The 20,041-nt window shown below is 55.8% G+C and carries 13 protein-coding genes and 1 tRNA gene; 13 read left to right on the top strand and 1 reads right to left on the bottom strand.

Features of this window, described 5'->3' with window-relative positions; genetic code table 11:
• Positions 1-37 precede the first annotated feature (37 nt).
• The 13 genes from nuoK (at position 38) to FJU08_RS02850 (ending at position 19,582) form a co-directional block, all read left to right on the top strand.
• Positions 38-346, top strand: a complete 309-nt coding sequence (nuoK, locus tag FJU08_RS02910; RefSeq protein ID WP_141147461.1) for an NADH-quinone oxidoreductase subunit NuoK — start codon at positions 38-40, stop codon at positions 344-346.
• A gap of 7 nt (positions 347-353) precedes the next feature.
• Entirely contained in the window at positions 354-2,354 is a 2,001-nt protein-coding gene (gene nuoL / locus FJU08_RS02905) for an NADH-quinone oxidoreductase subunit L (RefSeq protein WP_141147460.1), read from the top strand.
• Positions 2,354-3,865 carry an NADH-quinone oxidoreductase subunit M gene (locus FJU08_RS02900; RefSeq protein WP_141147459.1) on the top strand — a complete coding sequence of 504 codons (1,512 nt, stop codon included), beginning with the start codon at positions 2,354-2,356 and terminating at the stop codon, positions 3,863-3,865. The genes nuoL and FJU08_RS02900 overlap by 1 nt, the downstream gene beginning before the upstream one ends.
• 17 nt (positions 3,866-3,882) lie before the next feature.
• Positions 3,883-5,343: an NADH-quinone oxidoreductase subunit NuoN gene (gene nuoN, locus FJU08_RS02895; protein ID WP_141147458.1), complete on the top strand. Its 1,461-nt coding sequence runs from the start codon at positions 3,883-3,885 to the stop codon at positions 5,341-5,343.
• Positions 5,344-6,102, top strand: coding sequence for a biotin--[acetyl-CoA-carboxylase] ligase (locus tag FJU08_RS02890; RefSeq protein ID WP_141147457.1), 759 nt, complete (start codon positions 5,344-5,346; stop codon positions 6,100-6,102). It begins immediately after the preceding gene.
• Positions 6,103-6,119: 17 nt separating this feature from the next.
• On the top strand, positions 6,120-7,790 hold the full coding sequence (locus FJU08_RS02885) for a ribonuclease J (protein WP_141147456.1): 1,671 nt from the start codon (positions 6,120-6,122) through the stop codon (positions 7,788-7,790).
• 378 nt (positions 7,791-8,168) lie between these two features.
• On the top strand, positions 8,169-8,429 hold the full coding sequence (locus FJU08_RS02880) for a DUF1467 family protein (protein ID WP_141147455.1): 261 nt from the start codon (positions 8,169-8,171) through the stop codon (positions 8,427-8,429).
• A gap of 496 nt (positions 8,430-8,925) precedes the next feature.
• Positions 8,926-10,251 carry a proline--tRNA ligase gene (gene proS / locus FJU08_RS02875; RefSeq protein WP_141147598.1) on the top strand — a complete coding sequence of 442 codons (1,326 nt, stop codon included), beginning with the start codon at positions 8,926-8,928 and terminating at the stop codon, positions 10,249-10,251.
• 16 nt (positions 10,252-10,267) lie between these two features.
• Complete coding sequence (locus FJU08_RS02870; RefSeq protein WP_141147454.1) at positions 10,268-11,569, top strand: lipoprotein-releasing ABC transporter permease subunit; 1,302 nt, start codon at positions 10,268-10,270, stop codon at positions 11,567-11,569.
• A 19-nt stretch (positions 11,570-11,588) separates the two neighbouring features.
• The gene (locus FJU08_RS02865) at positions 11,589-12,269 is read left to right on the top strand and encodes an ABC transporter ATP-binding protein (protein WP_181409724.1); all 681 of its coding nucleotides are present in this window, start codon (positions 11,589-11,591) and stop codon (positions 12,267-12,269) included.
• Between the two features lie 549 nt (positions 12,270-12,818).
• Entirely contained in the window at positions 12,819-13,136 is a 318-nt protein-coding gene (locus FJU08_RS02860; RefSeq protein ID WP_141147453.1) for a hypothetical protein, read from the top strand.
• Between the two features lie 1,147 nt (positions 13,137-14,283).
• On the top strand, positions 14,284-17,763 hold the full coding sequence (dnaE, locus tag FJU08_RS02855) for a DNA polymerase III subunit alpha (protein ID WP_141147452.1): 3,480 nt from the start codon (positions 14,284-14,286) through the stop codon (positions 17,761-17,763).
• Positions 17,764-18,526: 763 nt separating this feature from the next.
• A complete protein-coding gene (locus FJU08_RS02850) occupies positions 18,527-19,582 on the top strand; it encodes a porin (RefSeq protein WP_141147451.1) in 1,056 nt (351 codons plus the stop codon).
• A gap of 360 nt (positions 19,583-19,942) precedes the next feature.
• Here FJU08_RS02850 and FJU08_RS02845 read toward each other — a convergent pair.
• A tRNA-Leu gene (locus tag FJU08_RS02845) sits at positions 19,943-20,028 on the bottom strand.
• Positions 20,029-20,041: the final 13 nt, after the last annotated feature.

Genomic DNA, 20,041 nt, shown 5'->3' with positions numbered 1-20,041 from the left:
AATTTAAGAGCAGGGAAACGGGACCAAGGACAAGGCAATGGAAATCGGACTTTCCCACTACCTTACGGTTAGTGCCATTCTTTTTACCATCGGCGTTTTCGGGATCTTTCTGAACCGAAAGAACGTCATCATCATACTCATGTCCATCGAGCTCATCCTGCTGTCGGTCAACCTCAACATGATCGCTTTCTCGGCGTTTCTGCATGATATGGTCGGACAGGTATTTGCCCTTTTCATTCTGACGGTCGCGGCAGCCGAAGCGGCCATCGGTCTGGCAATTCTGGTGGTCTTCTATCGAAATCGCGGTTCGATCGCCGTCGAAGACGTCAACATGATGAAGGGCTGAACGCGCGATGATCTACAAACTCATCATTTTCCTGCCGCTTCTTGGCTTTCTGATCACCGGGCTTTTCGGTACGCGTATGGGCGCAAAGGCCTCGGAACTGGTCACCATCGCCTTCATGCTGGTCGCGGCCATCCTGTCCTGGTGGGTGTTCATTTCGGTGGGCTTCCTGACGTCTGAACCGGGCTTCGTCATCCATGTTCCGATCATGAACTGGGTCTCGTCCGGCGGCGTTCAGGCAGACTGGGGACTGAGGATCGATACGCTGACGGCAGTCATGCTGGTCGTGGTCAACACCGTATCCTGCCTCGTGCATCTTTATTCCGTCGGCTATATGCATGACGATCCGCATCGCCCGCGCTTCTTTGCCTATCTGTCGCTGTTCACCTTTGCGATGCTGTCGCTGGTGACCGCCGACAACCTGCTGCAGATGTTCTTCGGCTGGGAGGGCGTTGGTCTCGCCTCCTATCTGTTGATCGGCTTCTGGTACAAGAAGCCGTCTGCCTGCGCGGCCGCCATCAAGGCCTTCATCGTCAACCGCGTTGGTGACTTCGGTTTCCTGCTCGGCATGGCGGGTCTGTTCTTCCTTTCGCACACGATCAATTTCGATCCGATCTTCGCCGGTGCCCGCGAGCTTGCCTCTCATGGTGAGGCGGGCGGTGATCATCAGGCCGTGCTGAACTTCCTTTGGTTCCATCTTGATGTCCAGCAGGCCATTACCGTGATCTGCCTGCTTCTGTTCATGGGTGCCATGGGTAAGTCCGCGCAGTTCCTGCTGCACACATGGCTGCCGGATGCGATGGAAGGCCCGACGCCTGTTTCGGCTCTTATCCATGCCGCGACCATGGTCACGGCTGGCGTCTTCCTCGTCGCCCGCATGTCACCGCTTTATGAACTGTCGCCGGATGCGCTGACCTTCATCACGCTGATCGGCTCGATCACCGCCTTTTTCGCGGCGACGATCGGTCTGGTGCAGAATGATATCAAGCGTGTCATTGCCTATTCGACCTGTTCGCAGCTGGGCTACATGTTTGCCGCACTCGGGGCAGGGGCCTACGGTGCTGCCGTGTTCCATCTGTTCACCCATGCCTTCTTCAAGGCGCTGCTGTTCCTTGCGGCCGGCTCGGTCATTCACGCCGTCTCCGGCGATCAGGACATGCGCCGCATGGGTGGCTTGAGAAAGCACATCCCGGTCACCTTCTGGGCGATGATCATCGGCACGCTGGCCATCACCGGCGCCGGTATTCCCGGAACCGTCATCGGCGCATCGGGCTTCTTCTCCAAGGATGCGATCATCGAATCGGCTTATGTGTCATCAAGCTCGCTGGCCAGCTTCTCCTTCTGGATGCTGGTGATTGCCGCTGCCTTCACCGCCTTTTATTCCTGGCGCCTGATCTTCATGACCTTCTTCGGCAAGGCCCGTGCCTCGGCGGATGTCATGCACCACGCCCATGAATCACCCTGGGTGATGCTGCTGCCGCTGGTGCTGCTGTCGATCGGTGCGCTGTTTGCCGGTTACTTCTTCCTGCCCTTCTTCTACGGGCATGATTACGACGCCTTCTGGAAGGGCGCCCTGTTTACCTCGCAGCACAATGAAATTCTGGAACTTCACGAAGAGGTTCCCGAATGGGTCAAGCTGAGCCCGTTTGTGGCGATGCTGGCTGGCACGGTCGTTGCGATTTACATGTACCTGCTGAAGCCGTCTTCGGCCAAGGCGCTGGCGGAAGCCTTCCCGAAGCTTTACGCCTTCCTTCTCAACAAGTGGTATTTCGACGAATTGTATGACTTCCTCTTCGTTCGCGCGGCCAAGCGGCTTGGCAACTTCTTCTGGAAGAAGGGCGATATCGGCGTCATCGACCGCTTCGGTCCTGATGGTATTGCCGCCGGGGTTAGCGGCGTCACAAAACGCGTCGTGAAACTGCAGTCCGGCTATGTCTATCACTACGCGTTTGCGATGCTGATCGGCGTTGCCGCACTTGTAACCTGGATGATGCTCGGAGGAGCGCAGTAATGAGCGATTGGCCAATTCTTTCCACGGTCACCTTCCTGCCGCTGGTTGGTGTAGCGCTGATCCTGTTCACGCGCGATGACAACGAGGCAGGCTTGCGAAACATTCGCAATGTTGCGCTTCTGACGACGCTGTTCACCTTCGTCGTTTCGGTGATCATCTGGATCAAGTTCGATTCTTCGAACCCGAACTTCCAGATGATCGAGGATCACCCCTGGCTCGGCACGGGGATCGGCTATCATATGGGCATTGACGGGATTTCGATCCTGTTCATCATGCTCACGACGATCTTGATGCCGTTCTGTATCCTGGCATCCTGGGAAGCGATCAATGAGCGCGTGAAGGCCTATATGATTGCCTTCCTGGTGCTGGAAACGCTGATTATCGGCGTATTCGTCTCGCTCGATATCGTGATGTTCTATGTCTTCTTCGAAGCCGGTCTGATCCCGATGTATCTGGTGATCGGTATCTGGGGGCATGAACGCCGCGTCTATGCGTCGATGAAGTTCTTCCTCTACACGCTGGCCGGTTCGGTTTTCATGCTGCTGTCGATCATGGCGATGTACTGGGTCACGGGCACGACCAGCGTGCCGGTGCTGCTGCAGTATAATTTCCCGATCAACATGGAATACTGGCTGTTCCTCGGTTTCTTCGCATCCTTCGCGGTCAAGATGCCGATGTGGCCGGTCCATACCTGGCTGCCGGATGCCCACGTGGAAGCGCCGACCGCGGCATCCGGCGTTCTGGCCGGTGTTCTGTTGAAGCTCGGCGGCTTTGGTGTTCTGCGCTATTCGATGCCGATGTTCCCGGATGCTTCCTGGGCTTTTGCGCCGATCATTTTCGCCATGTCGATCATCGCCATCATCTACGCCTCGCTCGTGGCGCTGATGCAAACGGACATGAAAAAGATGGTGGCCTATTCGTCGATTGCGCATATGGGCTTCGTCACCATGGGCATGTTCTCGGCAACGACCGAGGGTATCGAGGGCTCGATCTTCCTGATGCTGTCGCATGGTATCGTTTCGGGCGCGCTGTTCTTCTGTATCGGTGTCATATATGACCGGATGCATACGCGTGAGATTGCGGCCTATGGCGGCCTCGTGAACAACATGCCGAAATTCGCTGTGATCTTCATGATCTTCGCCATGGCGAATGTCGGTCTGCCGGGAACATCCGGCTTCGTCGGCGAATTCCTCACCGTCATCGGCGTCTTCCAGATCAACACCTGGGTCGCGGTTTTCGCGGCAACGGGCGTGGTTCTGTCGGCCGCCTATACGCTGTGGCTTTATCGCCGGGTCATTTTCGGCGCGCTGGAGAAGGAGAGCCTCAAGGCCCTTCTGGATCTGTCGACACGCGAAAAACTGGTGCTCTATCCGCTCGCGGCTCTTGTCATCTTCTTCGGCTTCTTCCCGTCGCCGATCTTCGACATGATGCGCGGATCGGTGCAGCAGATCGTGCAGCATTATGATGCTGTGCTGGAATCCACCAAGCAGATCGCGCTGCCGACATACTGATACAGGATCTTTTGGACATGACCTCGGAACTTCTCATTCAAAGTCTGAAACTGATCATGCCGGAGTTGATCCTGGCGATCGGGGCGATGGTCCTGTTGATGATCGGCGTCTTTGCCGGCCGGAAAAGTGGACCAACCATCAACGCCCTGTCTGTGGCGTTGATCATTGTGGCGGCGGGCTGGGTTATCGGCCAGACCAAGGTCATGCTTGGCGATGGGCCGGTGGAAGCTTTCAGCGGATCGCTGAGCTTTTCGGCCTTCACCTCGTTCATGAAGGTTCTGGCGCTGATCGCGACGGCGCTGGCACTCGTCATGTCGGTGGGCCATGAAGAGCCGGATTATCAGGACCGTTTCGAATATCCGGTGCTGATGCTGCTTTCCAGCGTCGGCATGATGCTGCTGATCTCGGCAAACGATCTTCTGGCCTTCTATATGGGGCTGGAGCTGATGTCGTTCCCGCTCTACATCATTGCAGCGATCAATCGCGACAGCCTCAGATCGACGGAAGCAGGGCTGAAATATTTCGTTCTCGGTTCGCTGGCCTCGGGCATGCTGCTTTACGGCATGTCGCTGATCTACGGCTTTACCGGCAATATCGGCTTTTCCGGCATCGCCAGCCAGCTTGACAATGGAGCGATGAATCTCGGCTTCATCTTCGGCATGGTTTTTGTGCTGGCGGGTATCTCGTTCAAGATTTCCGCCGTTCCGTTCCACATGTGGACGCCTGACGTCTATGAAGGTGCGCCGACGCCGGTCACGGCCTTCTTTGCCTCCGCGCCGAAGGTTGCCGCAATGGCGATCATCATCCGCATTTTGATGGAAGCCTTTGCACCGGCCTTTTTCGAATGGCGTCAGATCATCATCTTTATCTCGCTCTGCTCGATGCTGCTCGGCGCCTTTGCCGCCATTGGCCAGCGCAATATCAAGCGGATGATGGCCTATTCCTCGATCACTCATATGGGTTACGCGCTTCTCGGTCTTGCCGGTGGTTCGGAACTGGGCGTTCGCAGCGTCGTCCTTTACATGGCGATCTACATCTTCATGACACTCGGCACCTTTGCCATCATCATGGCGATGCGGCTCAAGGAAGGCGGCAATGTCGAGAATATCGATGATCTCGCCGGTCTTGCCTCGACCAAGCCAGTCATGGCGGTGGTCCTGACGACGCTGATGTTCTCGCTTGCGGGCATTCCGCCGCTGGCTGGTTTCTTCGCCAAGTATTTCGTCTTCCTGGCGGCGATGGAAGCCCAGCTCTACGTCTTCGCCATCATCGGTATTCTGGCTTCAGTCGTTGCAGCCTTTTACTATCTTCGGGTGGTCAAGGTCATGTGGTTCGATGAGCCGACGGTCGAGTTTGCCCGCGTTGCCGGTGAACTGCGCTTCGTCTACGGCCTGTCCGGTCTGTTCGCGATTGGTTATCTGGTCTTCGGTGGTTCGCTTGATGCGGCTGCTTCGGCTGCTGCTGCGGCGCTGTTCTAGATGCAGCAACATGCAATGCCAGCCTTCGAGGCCATGCGTCACGAAGCGCTGGACGAGGTGGATTCGACCAATAGCGAAGCCATGCGCCGGGCGCGGGCCGGAGACCCGGGCGGTTTGTGGATTACCGCTGCCCGTCAGACGGGCGGACGCGGACGGCGCGGACGGCAATGGATTTCGGAGCGGGGCAATCTTTATGCCTCGCTTCTTTTAATTGATCCGGCACCTTTTGAAGATATTGCTTCGCTGCCGCTTGCCGTGGCGCTTGCCGTGCGCCAGGCGGTGCTGGCCGCCGCCACGGGAATTTCCGGACCAGTTGAAATCAAGTGGCCAAATGATGTATTGATCGCCCGCAACAAGATTGCGGGCATTCTGCTGGAAGCGGAGCAGTTGCCGGATGGGCGCAATGCGATCGTCATCGGTATCGGCATCAATGTCGGTTTTGCTCCCGAAATGAGTGCCTATCCCACCGCAAGATTGCGTGATTATGCGCCTGGCGCAGATCCGGAAATGCTGTTTGCCCACCTGTTCGCCGCCATGTCGATCGAATTGACTGTCTGGAATTGCGGAAAGGGTATAAGGGAAACGGTCGAAAGCTGGCGCAGGCATGCCTGCGGCATTGGTGAGGCAATCACCGTCAATTTATTGCATGACCGCGTGTCCGGCCGCTTCGCCGGCATTGATGACAGCGGCATGCTGATGCTCGAAACACAGGAAGGTATGCGCGTCTTCGCGGCCGGCGATGTCTTCTTTGGAACCTGAATTGGAATAAATGCCTGATGGCAGACAATAACGCAGAACTGGTTTTCCTGCCGCTGGGCGGCCTGGGCGAGATCGGTATGAACCTCGCGCTTTATGGCTACGGCCCGGCGAAGGATCGCCAGTGGATCATGGTTGATTGCGGTGTGACCTTCCCCGGTCCCGACCTGCCCGGTGTCGATCTGGTGCTGCCGGATATCGAATTCGTGCGCGAAAATCGTTCCCGGCTGAAGGCCATGATCATTACGCATGCGCATGAGGATCATTTCGGCGCGATCAATGATCTCTGGCCGGGTCTCAATGTTCCGATCTATGCTTCGCCGTTTACGGCCGGGCTGCTGGAATCCAAGCGCGCTTATGAAGGGACACGCGGTGAATTGCCGGTGACGATCTTCAAGGCCGGTGACACGATCAATGCCGGACCGTTCGAAGTCGAGGCGGTCGCCGTCAACCATTCGATCCCTGAGCCGATGTCGCTGTGTATCCGAACGCCGCTGGGCGCCGTGATCCATACCGGCGACTGGAAGATTGATCTTGCGCCCTCGCTCGGGCCTATGACGGATGAAGCGCGTTTCCGTGCGCTTGGTGATGAAGGCGTGCTGGCGCTGATGTGCGACAGCACCAATGCCATGCGTGACGGTGTTTCGCCGACGGAGATGGAAGTTTCGGCAAGCCTGCGTCAGGTGATCGAAAATGCCGAGGGCCGGGTGGCGCTGACCACATTTTCCTCCAATATCGGCCGTATCCGCTCGATCGCACGTGCGGCCGAAGAGGCGGGACGCGAGGTTCTGCTGCTCGGCTCTTCGCTGAAGCGGGCTGTCGAGGTTGCGCGTGATATCGGTTTGATGGAGGGCATCAAGCCCTTCGTTGATGAGGATGAGTTCGGCTATATGCCGCGTGAGAAAGTGGTTGCGATCCTGACGGGTTCGCAGGGCGAAAGCCGCGCTGCACTTGCCAAGCTTTCCCGTGATGAGATGCGCAATATCTCGCTTGCCGCCGGTGATCTGGTGGTGTTTTCCTCGCGCGCTATTCCCGGCAATGAAAAGGCCATTCAGGATATCAAGAACGGCCTGATCGAGCAGGGCGTGCATATTCTGACCGATGCTGAAGCGCTCGTTCATGTGTCGGGCCATCCGCGCCGCAGTGAACTGAAGCAGATGTATGACTGGGTGCGGCCCGAAATTCTGGTGCCGGTGCATGGTGAGGCTGCGCATCTGAGTGCGCAGGCCGAGCTTGCTGCGCAGTGCGGCATTGCCAAGGTGCCGCGTGTGCGTAACGGAGATATGTTACGCCTCGCGCCCGGCGACCCGGAGGTGATCGACCATGTCGAGGCCGGCCGGATTTTCAAGGATGGCAAGCTGATTGCCGATTATGACACGATCGGCGTCGGTGATCGCCGCAAGCTCTCCTTTGTCGGTCATGTCGCGGTCAATCTCGTGCTGGATCAGAAATTCGAGTTTCGCGGTGACCCGGAGGTCGTGCCGATCGGCCTTCCTGCCTTCGACGATGAAGACGAGAAGATGGAAGACGTACTGTTTGATGCCGTGCTTGGTGCGGTTGAAAGCATTCCACGCTCGCGGCGCAAGGATCTTGCCATGGTCAAGGAGGCCGTGCGCCGGTCGGTCCGCGCCGCTGCCAATGAGTGCTGGGGCAAGAAGCCGGTGGTGACCGTCTTTGTGGTCAAAGTCTGATCCCCGGACGTGCAGTCGCATTCTATGTGAGATCGACAAGCCCGGCGCATCCGCGTCGGGCCCAGATTGCTGACCAGGCCATTCATTTTGCATGTTTGAGGTGGCACAGCCCCTCCCTCCGTCGTCATCCCCGTGCTTGGTCCACGGGGATCCAGCTTCAAAAGGCATCGAGTAGACAAGTCTTTTCGCCGCGCGGACGCGCGTCGGCTGGATGCCTGTGGACCAAGCACAGGCATGACGTCAGAAAAAGCGGTAAGGTTTGTCAGTAACCTGAGCCCGGCGCATCCGCGTCGGGCTTTTCCATTTGTCGGGACGATAAAGCATGATGTGACAGGGGCTTGCCGGGCTGGCATAATCCTCACCAAACCGGGAGGAGAGATGTCGCTGTTTTCGGCCTTTGCCGTCTATTTCATTATCTGGTGGGTGGTTTTATTTGCGGTTCTGCCTTTCGGCCTGAAAACCCAGGATGAGGCCGGCGAGGTGGTGCCCGGAACGGCCGAAAGTGCGCCGCATCGCTTCCGGCCGCTGCGGGTTCTTGGCTGGACCTCGGCAATCGCTTTTGTGATTTTTGTTGTTTGGTGGATGGTCACTGTCAAATTCGGCTACGACTTCGATAGATTTGCCGGTCTGTTCTGGTAGCCGATGGCTGTCATCGCCGTGTCACGGAACTGGCACATAACCTGCAGGCTGGCTTTTGCGGTCGTACAAAAAAAAACAAGGCCCTAAAGGCCTTGTTTTACAAGTATCGCGTGATCCGTACCGTTACCGGGGCTGCGAACGAGCGCGCCTAGATCCATCCTCCCAAGACTTGACCGCGAATAAAAGGCAAGAATTTAAGCTCCCTGCCTGTTTTATGGGCTTAAACTAGCCTACGATTTAAGCCTTGTCACCCGGTTTTTTTGCAAAAATGCGACAGTCGAGAAGTTTTTTTCATTGACAAGCAGGGGGCGTGTTTCTGAAACGTTTCTTGAAACCGTGCTTTGTCAAGCGGGGCGTCAAAGGGCTTGAACGATCTGTCGATCAGCGTCGCTTCTGCTTTAATTTTGCTGTGGAAGTCGCTACAAGGAAGCCCGGATTTTACCGGTGTCAAACGATTCCCGCGTGAGGCGGGTGTCAGCCAATGAAAGCAGTATCCATGCGCCTTTCCCGTTATTTCCTGCCGATCCTGAAGGAAACGCCCAAGGAAGCCGAAATCGTCTCTCATCGCTTCATGCTCAGGGCCGGCATGATCCGCCAGCATTCCCAGGGCATTTATTCCTGGCTGCCGCTGGGCAAGCGCGTGCTGGACAAGGTCAACAACATCATCCGCGAGGAGCAGAACCGCTCCGGCGCTGTAGAGTTGTTGATGCCGACCATGCAGTCCGCCGATCTGTGGATGGAAAGCGGCCGCTATGAGGCCTATGGCAAGGAAATGCTGCGTATCGTCGACCGGCAGGAGCGCCCCATGCTCTACGGACCGACCAATGAGGAAATGATCACCGAGATCTTTCGCTCCTATGTGAAGTCCTACAAGCAGATCCCGCTCAACCTCTACCATATCCAGTGGAAGTTCCGTGACGAGATCCGCCCGCGTTTCGGCACGATGCGCTCACGCGAATTCATGATGAAGGATGCCTATTCCTTCGATCTGACGCGTGAGGGAGCCGAGCATTCCTATCGCAAGATGTTCACCGCCTATCTGCGCACCTTTGACCGGCTTGGTCTGCGTGCCATTCCGATGCGCGCTGATACAGGCCCCATCGGTGGTAATCTCAGCCATGAATTCATTATCCTGGCCGACACCGGTGAATCGGAAGTGTTCTGCCATCGCGATTTCGTCAATTTCAACATTCCGTCGGCTGATATTGATTTCGACAGCGTTGAAACGCTGCAGGGCGTGTTCGACCAGTGGACTTCGCTTTATGCTGCGACCGATGAAATGCATGATGCAGACGCTTTCAATGCGATCCCCGAAGCTGAGCGCCTGTCGGCGCGCGGTATCGAAGTTGGCCACATCTTCTATTTCGGCACGAAATATTCCGAGCCGATGGGGGCGAAGGTTCAGGGGCCTGATGGCAAGGAACATGCTGTCCATATGGGGTCATATGGTATCGGGCCGACCCGCCTTGTTCCCGCCATTGTCGAAGCATCACATGACGATGCCGGAATCATCTGGCCTCAGTCGGTCGCGCCTTTCGATGTCGTGATCATCAACATGAAGGCTGGTGACGGCGCCTGTGACGGTGTGGCCGACAGGCTTTACGAAACACTTGGAAATGCCGGCAAGGACGTGCTCCTGGATGACACTGACGAGCGGGCTGGTGGAAAATTCGCCACTGCCGATCTTATTGGCGTGCCGGTTCAGGTGGTCGTCGGGCCGCGTGGCGTTGCCAATGGTGAGGTCGAGATCAAGGACCGCAAGACCGGCGAACGTGAGACAATGACGCTTGAGGCGGCGATTGCCAAGCTGACCCAGAGCTGACAGGGAGACATACTGAATGGCCGCGACCGAGACGCAAGAGGCAATGCCTGACCTTCCGCCGACCGCGCGGCCCTTCTCCGTGTTCGAGCGCATGGTGGCCTGGCGCTATCTGCGTTCGCGCCGCAAGGAAGCGTTCATTTCGGTGATTGCAGGCTTTTCCTTCATCGGCATCATGTTGGGTGTTGCCACGCTTATCATCGTCATGGCGGTGATGAACGGGTTCCGCTCCGAGCTTGTGACCCGTATTCTCGGGATCAATGGCCATGTGGTTGTGCTGCCGGCGGGTGATCCCTTCAAGGACTATGATGCCCTGTCGAAACGGCTTGAGGCTGTGAAGGGGGTGAAGCTTGCCTTTCCGCTGGTCGAAGGGCAGGCGCTGGTTTCCGGCAGACAGGGTGCCGGTTCGGGCGCGCTGGTGCGCGGTGTCCGGCCGGAGGATCTGACCAAGCTCACCACGGTTTCCGATCACATCATTGAAGGCGATATGGTCGGTTACGCCGCCGGCAGCGGCGTTCTGATCGGCTCGCGCATGGCGGCAAGCCTCGGCCTTTATGTCGGGGACAAGATCACGCTGATCTCGCCGGAAGGCGATGTGACGCCCATGGGGGTCAATCCGCGGGTCAAGGCCTATACGATCTCCGGTATTTTCGAAATCGGCATGTCGGAATATGATGCTTCCATCGTGTTCATGCCGCTGGAGCAGGCGCAGGCCTATTTCAACGCTGGCGACACAGTGCAGAGTATCGAGGTTTTTCTGACAAATCCTGATGAGGTCGATCAGGTCATTCCCGATCTCCGCAGTGCTGCCGGAGAAGAGGTTTTGATGTCGGACTGGCGTCAGAACAACAGGACCTTCTTCACTGCGCTTGAGGTCGAGCGGAATGTGATGTTCATGATCCTGACGCTCATCGTGATCGTGGCCGCGCTCAACATCATTTCCGGTCTGATCATGCTGGTGAAGGATAAAGGGCCAGACATCGCCATTTTGCGCACCATGGGGGCGACGTCCGGGGCTATTATGCGGATCTTCTTTATGACTGGCGCGGCAATCGGTGTGGTCGGCACGTTTGCCGGTGTGATCCTTGGCGTGGTGGTCTGCCTGAATATCGAATCGATCCGCGAGTTTTTCTCCTGGATTTCCGGAACCGTGCTGTTTGATCCGCAGCTCTATTTCCTGAGCACGCTGCCGGCTGAAATGAGCTGGGGCGAAACCGTGACCGTGGTTGTCATGGCGCTGACCCTGTCCTTCATTGCGACGATCTTCCCGGCATGGCGGGCCTCGCGCCTCGATCCGGTACAGGCGCTGCGTTATGAATAACCAAAAAGAGGTAGGCGTGATGGCCAGACCGGCACTTGTCCTGAAGGGCATTCGGCAGGATTACGGGCAGGGGGAATCCCTGCTTCATGTGCTCAAGGGCGCTGATTTTACCCTGCAGCCTGGCGAAATGGTGGCGCTGGTGGCGCCGTCTGGTACAGGCAAGTCGACCTTGTTGCAGATCGCCGGGCTGTTGGAGCAGCCAACGGCGGGCGAAGTGATCATCAACGGGCGCAATGCGGCGGACCTTTCTGATGACAGCCGAACTGCGCTTCGGCGCAATGACATTGGCTTTGTTTATCAGTTTCATCATCTGCTGCCGGAATTCTCCGCACTTGAGAATATCATGCTGCCTCAGTTGATTGCCGGTCTTTCACGTAAAGACGCAAGCGAACGGGCTGAACAGATGCTCGATTATCTAAAAATCAGTCATCGCGCCGATCATCGTCCGGCGGAACTTTCAGGCGGTGAGCAGCAGCGGGTTGCTATTGCGCGTGCCGTCGCCAATGCACCGAGTCTGCTTCTTGCAGATGAGCCAACCGGGAATCTTGACCCTGGTACGGCCGGATATGTGTTCGAGGCATTGGAAGCATTGGTGCGGCAGTCGGGTCTTGCCGCCTTGATTGCGACCCACAATCTGGACCTTGCCGCGCGTATGGACCGACGCGTCACGTTACAGGATGGCACTGTCGCCGCCGCTTGAGCAGGCCAATCACCGACTGTTGACCTAATTTACTTGCATCCGAGTGTTAGTCCGTCGTCAAGACGGTCGAGGTGCTGTGCTCGCCGACGTCTGACTGTCGACAGGATGCAATCTGACCGCTTTATGCCCCCATATTTTGCAACCCTACCTTGGTGTACGGCTCTCCAGATCGGAAACAATTCCCAAGCTCAAAGCTAGAGTTTAGACGACCATAGGTGTTATTGTTCTAAATGAAGCACGGAAAAGGTGTGGTCTCTCGACGCGCAAGCTGAAATCAACCCAAAATTGTTTTTCTGGTAGTGAAGACACGTCTTATAGGAATATTTACTTACGATTAAACGGGGGGAGGCATGCTGATAGCTTGCCGGTCGATAGGTAATGTTTTTTTGTATTATTTATAGTCTAAGCTATATTTGCTTGTAATTACTCAGCATAAATAAGTTAATTTTGGGTTTATGATGTAAACATCGCCCCAAAAAAGTCACCATTTTTGCTTTAAATTGTAGAATATTGTAATATAGTTGAGGCGTCGCGGGCAACAGGACTGTGTTGAACGACGAAATTTCGCTCAAACTAGATAGGGGGTATCGAATGAGCCATAGTGAACTGGATAGCAGATCGAGAAAAATCGAGCGTTCTGATGAAGAGCGTGCCGCATGGAACCGCTACATGCGGAACTTCAGAAGGTCTTTCAAGGAACGTGGGCTGACCAGTCTTTCGACGGTCATTACGACCGATCAGGCCGATTTTATCGAGAAATACGGGCGTGAGACAGCATGCCAATCCAAGCGTGAGGCCCTGATGACCATCATTGATCGTTTTCGCGATCAGTATGAGGGGCAGGACGGGGCCAAAAAGCATGTCTGAGGTATAGACTCCTGTTTTAAGAAGCCTGCTCCGCGTGTCCGGGGCAGGTTTTTCCGTCTGGAGTGTTGGCTGATAATATATATTGGATATAAACTTGTAATATTTTGACGAAGTTTCCGCGCGTATGATGACAAAAAGATGCTGCACGGCTTCAGTGCCGACCGCCTCTCCAAGGTTGTGGGGTGATTATTCCTAGCATTGATTTCGATTGGTTGAGCGGGGTGTACTAAGCTGGTCAGAGCAGTAATGTAGCCGCCAGACGGAGGGTGTGCTGGCGTGGCGGCTTGTTCGGCTTTCTAGTTGAATACTTGACCTGTTTCATGTCAGATCCGGGTTGTAACCTTATCATATCGGCATGACTGCGGGTTGGCTAACGGTGCTGCCGTGGCGTTTTAGAGCGCATAAAGGTTTCAGCCTGGAAAGCTGCAGGGAAGGACAGTGGTGTTGTATGGGTTCGCTGGGCCGGTGAGGGAATGGCTGGCGCGCTTAGGAGGTGCATAAGAGCCTATTCAATGCCGTTGTCGACGGCGCGCCCTTTGGTGCCGTTCCGGTGGTGCGCATGAGGCGGCAGCTACTCATCCATACACCATGAACTGCCTTTTCATGTCGCAAGCTGCTCCGGGGCGGGCAGTGTGCCCAAGTGCGTGCCAGGGCGAGAGATACGGGCTTCGATGTGTTGCGTCCGTCCGCGTGCCGCCCGCCTATGTCGCGGTGACGTTTGCCGCCGTTCGAATTTTCTTAGCCTCTGTCCGGCGTGTGCTCATGTTGGGATTGAATTGATATTATGGAACAAAAACAGTTAGATAATATTTTTTCTCCCGCAAGCTGCATCCGAAACGCGGCGGCATTATCGAGAATCCTGTCATTCTCCGGGATGGAATCGCCAAAAAATATATTGACGGTAGAACATAAAGGGAACATAAATAATACATAGCCAAAACAGGAGGGTCCGATGACCGATTTACTACGTGATGTCGCCGCTTTCACTTCAATCGCCCTGCTCGTTGCGAGTGTCTCTATTGTCCTGGCATCGTTCTAAATTTGTTCTGGATTTTTCAGCGGCGTCATTGCGGGCCGTTTGTCGACTGGGCTAAATAACGAGCAAGGAATCTGGTGTGGATTGGTCGGGCGATGAATGGTGGCGGAAATGACGAGTGAGCTGGTGAGTAAATCTGAAAGACCCGGCAAGGTTCAGTTCATCCATCTTCGGACGCATTCAGCCTATTCGCTGCTAGAGGGGGCGCTGCCTCTTAAGTCTGTTCTTAAACTTGCGCTTAAGGATGAGCAGCCGGCTATTGCCATCACTGATACGAATAATCTGTTTTCTGCGCTCGAATTTTCGCAAAAGGCAATCGGTGAAGGGCTGCAGCCGATCCTTGGTTGCCAGCTTTCGATTGATATGGAGGATGGGGAGGCAGGCGAACGCAAGGCACCCCATATCGTCGCCAAGCTGCCGTCGATAGTGCTTCTGGTCAGCAATGACGCCGGCTACGCCAATTTGATGGCGCTTGTCAGCCGGGCTTATCTGACGGGATCTGGACATGAAGCCCTGTCGGTGAAAATCAGCTGGGTTGAGGAATTCTGCGAGGGGCTGATCGTTTTGACCGGTGCTTCAGGTGGTCCGGTCGATGAGGCGATAGCAGGGGGGGCTGCCGATCGGGCGGAAGAGCGCCTTTTGCGGTTGAAGCGGATTTTCGGCGATCGGCTTTATGTCGAATTACAGCGCCATGGGAATTATGATCGCGCTCATGAGCGGCATATGCTGGAACTGGCTTATCGTTATGAATTGCCGGTGGTGGCAACCAATGAGGCGTTTTTTCCAACGCGGGATGATTTCGAAGCGCATGACGCACTGATGGCGGTGGCTCATAACGCCATTGTCTCTGACGATACACGTTTCCGCCTGACGCCGGATCATTATGTGAAGAGCCAGAAGGAGATGGTGGCGCTCTTCGAAGATCTGCCCGAGGCGGTGGACAATACTGTTGAGATCGCCAGGCGCTGCAGCTTCGTTCTCGATACGCGCGGCCCGATCCTTCCGCGATTTACCGGCGCTTCCGAACATCCTGATGAGGCGGAAAAGGCCGAAGCGGCTGAATTGCGGCGACAGGCGCGTGAGGGGCTTGAGAACCGGATTGCGCATATCGGCTTGTCGAAGGGGCATAGTCACGAAGATTATCTTGAGCGACTGGAATATGAACTCGACATCATCGAGGGGATGAAGTTTCCAGGGTACTTCCTGATCGTTTCTGACTTTATCAAATGGGCAAAGGAGCACGATATTCCGGTCGGTCCGGGGCGCGGATCCGGTGCTGGCTCGCTGGTTGCCTATGCGCTGACCATTACGGATGTCGATCCGCTGCGCTTTTCACTTCTGTTCGAGCGCTTCCTCAATCCTGAGCGTGTCTCGATGCCGGACTTTGATATCGACTTCTGCCAAGAGCGTCGGGAAGAGGTTATTCATTATGTTCAGCGCAAATATGGCCGCGAGCAGGTTGCGCAGATCATCACTTTCGGTTCGCTGCAGGCGCGTGCGGCCTTGCGCGATGTCGGTCGCGTGCTGGAAATGCCTTATGGGCAGGTGGATCGTATCTGTAAATTGGTGCCGAACAATCCCGCAGCGCCCGTGCCGCTCTCCAAGGCAATTGAAGATGAACCCAAGTTGCAGGAGGCCGCTGAGGAGGAGCCAGTTGTGGCTCGTCTGCTCGCTATTGCCCAGAAGATCGAAGGGCTTTATCGACATGCTTCCACCCATGCTGCAGGTATCGTGATTGGTGATCGGCCGCTTTCCCGTCTTGTTCCGATGTATCGCGATCCGCGCTCTGACATGCCGGTCACTCAGTTTAATATGAAGTGGGTTGAGCAGGCGGGGCTGGTGAAGTTCGACTTTCTCGGCTTGAAAACGCTGACCGTTTTGAAAACGGCCGTGGATTATATCGCCAAAAGTGGGACGCGGATCGATCTTGCAACCGTTCCGCTCGACGACCGCGAAACCTATGAGATGCTTGCGCGTGGTGAAACGGTTGGTGTGTTTCAGGTTGAAAGCGCGGGTATGCGCAAGGCTCTGATCGGCATGCAGCCGGACCGGATTGAGGACCTGATCGCGCTGGTGGCACTCTATCGCCCAGGGCCAATGGAGAATATTCCTGTCTATAATGCGCGTAAGCATGGTGAGGAAGAGATTGAGTCCATTCACCCTCTGATCGACCACCTCCTGGCAGAAACGCAAGGCGTTATCATCTACCAGGAGCAGGTGATGCAGGTCGCGCAGGTGCTATCCGGCTATTCGCTGGGCGAAGCTGACCTTCTGCGCCGCGCGATGGGCAAGAAGATCAAGGAGCAGATGGACAAGCAGCGTGTTCGTTTTGTCGAGGGAGCGGTGGAACGCGGTGTCCAGAAGAAACGGGCTGATGAAATCTTCGACCTGCTGGCCAAATTCGCCAATTATGGCTTCAACAAATCGCACGCCGCCGCCTATGCCATTGTTTCCTATCACACGGCATTTCTGAAAGCGCATTATCCTTGTGAATTCCTTGCTGCAACCATGACATTCGATATGGCGAACAGTGAGAAGCTGAACGATTTCCGCCATGACGCCCGACGGTTGGGCATAGAGGTGGTGGCGCCATCGGTGCAAACCAGCTTTCGTCGCTTCGAGACCGGTGGTAACTGCATTTTTTATGCTCTGGCGGCCATTAAGGGGGTGGGCGATGCTGCGGTTGAGCATATCGTTGAGATGCGCGGCGACCGACCTTTTGCTTCTCTTGAGGATTTCTGCCGACGTATTGATCCGAAAATGGTCAATCGCAGGGTTCTCGAAAGTCTGATCTGTGCTGGTGCGCTCGATTGTTTTGGACAGCCGCGCGCTGCCTTGCTGGCGGGGATGGACCGGTTGCTTGGTTTCGCGCAGCGTAGCCAGGATGACAAGCGCAGCGGACAGGCCGATATCTTCGGCAATCTGGTTGCTGATGAGCAGATCATATTGCCGGAGTTCACACCGCTGCCGGATTCTGAACGTTTGATGCGGGAATTTCAGGTTCTGGGCTATTATCAGACAGCACATCCGCTTGATGCCTATAAGGACCTGTTGGCGAAAATGCGTGTTCAGAGTTTTTCGGATTTTTCGCAGTCTGTAAAAAATGGAGCTGACAGGGGGAGGCTTGCCGGTACCGTTGTCGGGCGTCAGGAGCGTAAGACCAAGACAGGCAACCGGATGGGTATCGTGGCCTTTTCCGATTCCACGGGCCAGTTCGAGGGGGTGCTCTTTTCCGAGGCGCTTTATCAGTATCGCGATCTTCTTGAGCCTGGCGTGTCTGTTGTCATAACAGTGGCCGCTGAGATGAGGCCTGAGGGTATTGGTCTGCGCATTCAGACTGTTCAATCGCTCGAGGAAGAATCTGTTCGTCAACAAAAGGCCATGCGTGTCTTTATCCGGGGGGACTCCCCGATCGCTTCATTCGCGCGTTATCTTAATGACAATGGCGATGGGCTTGTTTCTTTCGTTCTCATCCAGGCCGAAGGACGGCGTGAGATCGAGATCGAGCTACCGGGTACCTATCGTCTTTCGCCCGAGGTCGCATCGGCTATGCGCACCGTGAACGGCGTTGTCGATGTTGAGTTGGTCTAGCATTGCCTTAGCAGAGCTGCAGGCGAGATGCCTGGCTCCTTTTTCAGACTTGATGTCCGCGCGGCGGCCTTTACTAAAGGTGACTGCGCACAGACGGTGGCTGTGTGCGTCGTTTCGGCAGCAGAAGCGGATCTGGACGTTGTTGTAGCGATTCTAGGGGCTGCTTCCCTTCAGGATATCGTTTGGGATGTTTCATTCACGTAAGTTGCGCAGCAGTGGCTTGTGATGCGCTTTCCGGACTTTGTATGTGAGCATCCGGGGGCGGTCACAGTGTGAGGGCCTGTATGTCACTTCTACGGCAGGTCAGCTGTTTGCCGATCTGCCGTTTGTTTCCACTTTATTACCGAATCATGGCCAGTTTTTTGCTGTGCAGATTCGTGGTTTCACAGCATTTCGAGCGGCAAGATTTCACCATCGGTGCCAGTGTCATGACGGTGCAGGGGCGCGAAATCAGGCAAAATTCCGGAATTTGAGGTGTTTCTGACACGCGGGATGTGACGCCATAGGCCCGGAATTGTTTACCTTTTGTAAAGATTTGGCCGGTCCATGCGTGATTTTGTTGCCGATTGGCAACAGGGGGGCAGGAAGGTGCTTTGGTTGGCCGCCACAAACGCGTTTCGTGATTGCGAACATGATCCTGTCTTGTATGTTCATCTTCGGAAGCGAGGGCGGATATGCCCAATCTTCTTTCAACCAGGGGATGGGGCAGGGAACGCCTCGGCGAAAATCCCAGACCCGCTTAAAACCTTTTTTGGAGGTCATTATGAACGTTAAGAGCCTTCTTCTTGGCTCCGCTGCCGCTGTTGCAGCAGCTTCCGGCGCTTACGCTGCCGATCCGGTCGTTGTTGTAGAGCCGGTTGCTACCAACTATGTCGAAGTTTGCGACGCTTTCGGCAAGGGTTATTTCTACATTCCGGGTACTGAAACCTGCCTCGACATCGGTGGTTATGTCCGTTTCCAGGTTGATTTCGTAACCTCTCCGTCGGATCAGGCTGCCTGGGACGTCTTCACGAAGGCTCACCTGGCTGTTAGCTCGAAGACCGACACGGAACTCGGTGTTCTGACCGGCGATATCGAACTGAACGCCTATGCTTATGGCGACGGTACGTCTTCCAAGGTTGAGCTCGACCAGACCTATTTGGGCTTGGGCGGTTTCCAGGCTGGTTACTTCACCTCGTATTGGGATGAAGGTCTGATCGGTGAAATCGACCACCTGTCGGGTAACACCAAGTTCAACTCGATCCGTTATGTTTTCCTCGGCGACGGCTACGTAGCTGGCCTGTCGGTGGATGCACTGACGCCTGATATGGTTGACTACACCGGCAACAACGACATGGCCAAGCTCGGCGTTTCTGGCCGCGTTGGTTTCAAGGCTGGTGGCGTTGGCATGAAGTTGGACGGTGGTTATGACACCTACAACGAAGACGGTTCGCTCCGCCTGATGAGCGCGTTCGCTCTTGGACCGGGCAGCCTGAACCTCGGCGCTCAGTACAGCTCGGGCTTCAACGCCTATGCTAACAGCTTCAGCTGGTTCTCGGGTACTGGCTACACCAAGCCTGACAACCTCTACAGCGAATGGGCTGTTGCTGCCGGTTACGCTCTGAAAGCAACCGACAAGCTCACCATCACCCCTGCTGTACAGTGGACCACTGCCAAGGCCGACGGTATCTCGGACAAGGATTACTGGGAAGCCGGTGCTCTGTTCGACTACACCATCGTTGATGGTTTCCACGCTAAGCTGAACCTGCGTTACGCTGACCTTCCCGATCCGATCGGCGATGCTTTCGGCGGCTGGTTCCGTCTGCAGCGCGACTTCTAATCGACAGTTGTTGATTGACGGAAAAGCCCGGCTATGCCGGGCTTTTCTCGTTTTGTGCTGTCGCCAAGAAAGATTGTTGGCTCAGAACTGTTGATACATCGTGGTCCCGGACAGATGTATCACTCTGTTTTCGAACGTTTTCCCTTGTCGATGCGGAGGCGGTTCGGATCGGCGAGCCCTCCTTTTGACAGGAAATGGCGCCGTCTCGACAGTGAAGGGCTGGCTGGGAAAACTGCTCCCGTCCGAAACGGGTTCCGCGTGGAATTCCGATTGATTGAGATGGCTTTCTGCGGGGGGGGCGGGGGAAAGCTCAATCTGGAATGTTCGCCTCGGTTGGCGGGCGACAATGTGGAGAAAAATTGGTGCGGACGGCGGGGCTCGAACCCGCATAACCAAAGGTTGAGGGATTTTAAGTCCCTTGCGTCTACCAGTTTCGCCACGTCCGCAGTTTCTGCCTGC

This window comes from Martelella alba, assembly GCF_006516955.1.
Lineage (GTDB): Bacteria > Pseudomonadota > Alphaproteobacteria > Rhizobiales > Rhizobiaceae > Martelella > Martelella alba.
This window is presented reverse-complemented; position numbering and strand designations above follow the sequence as displayed.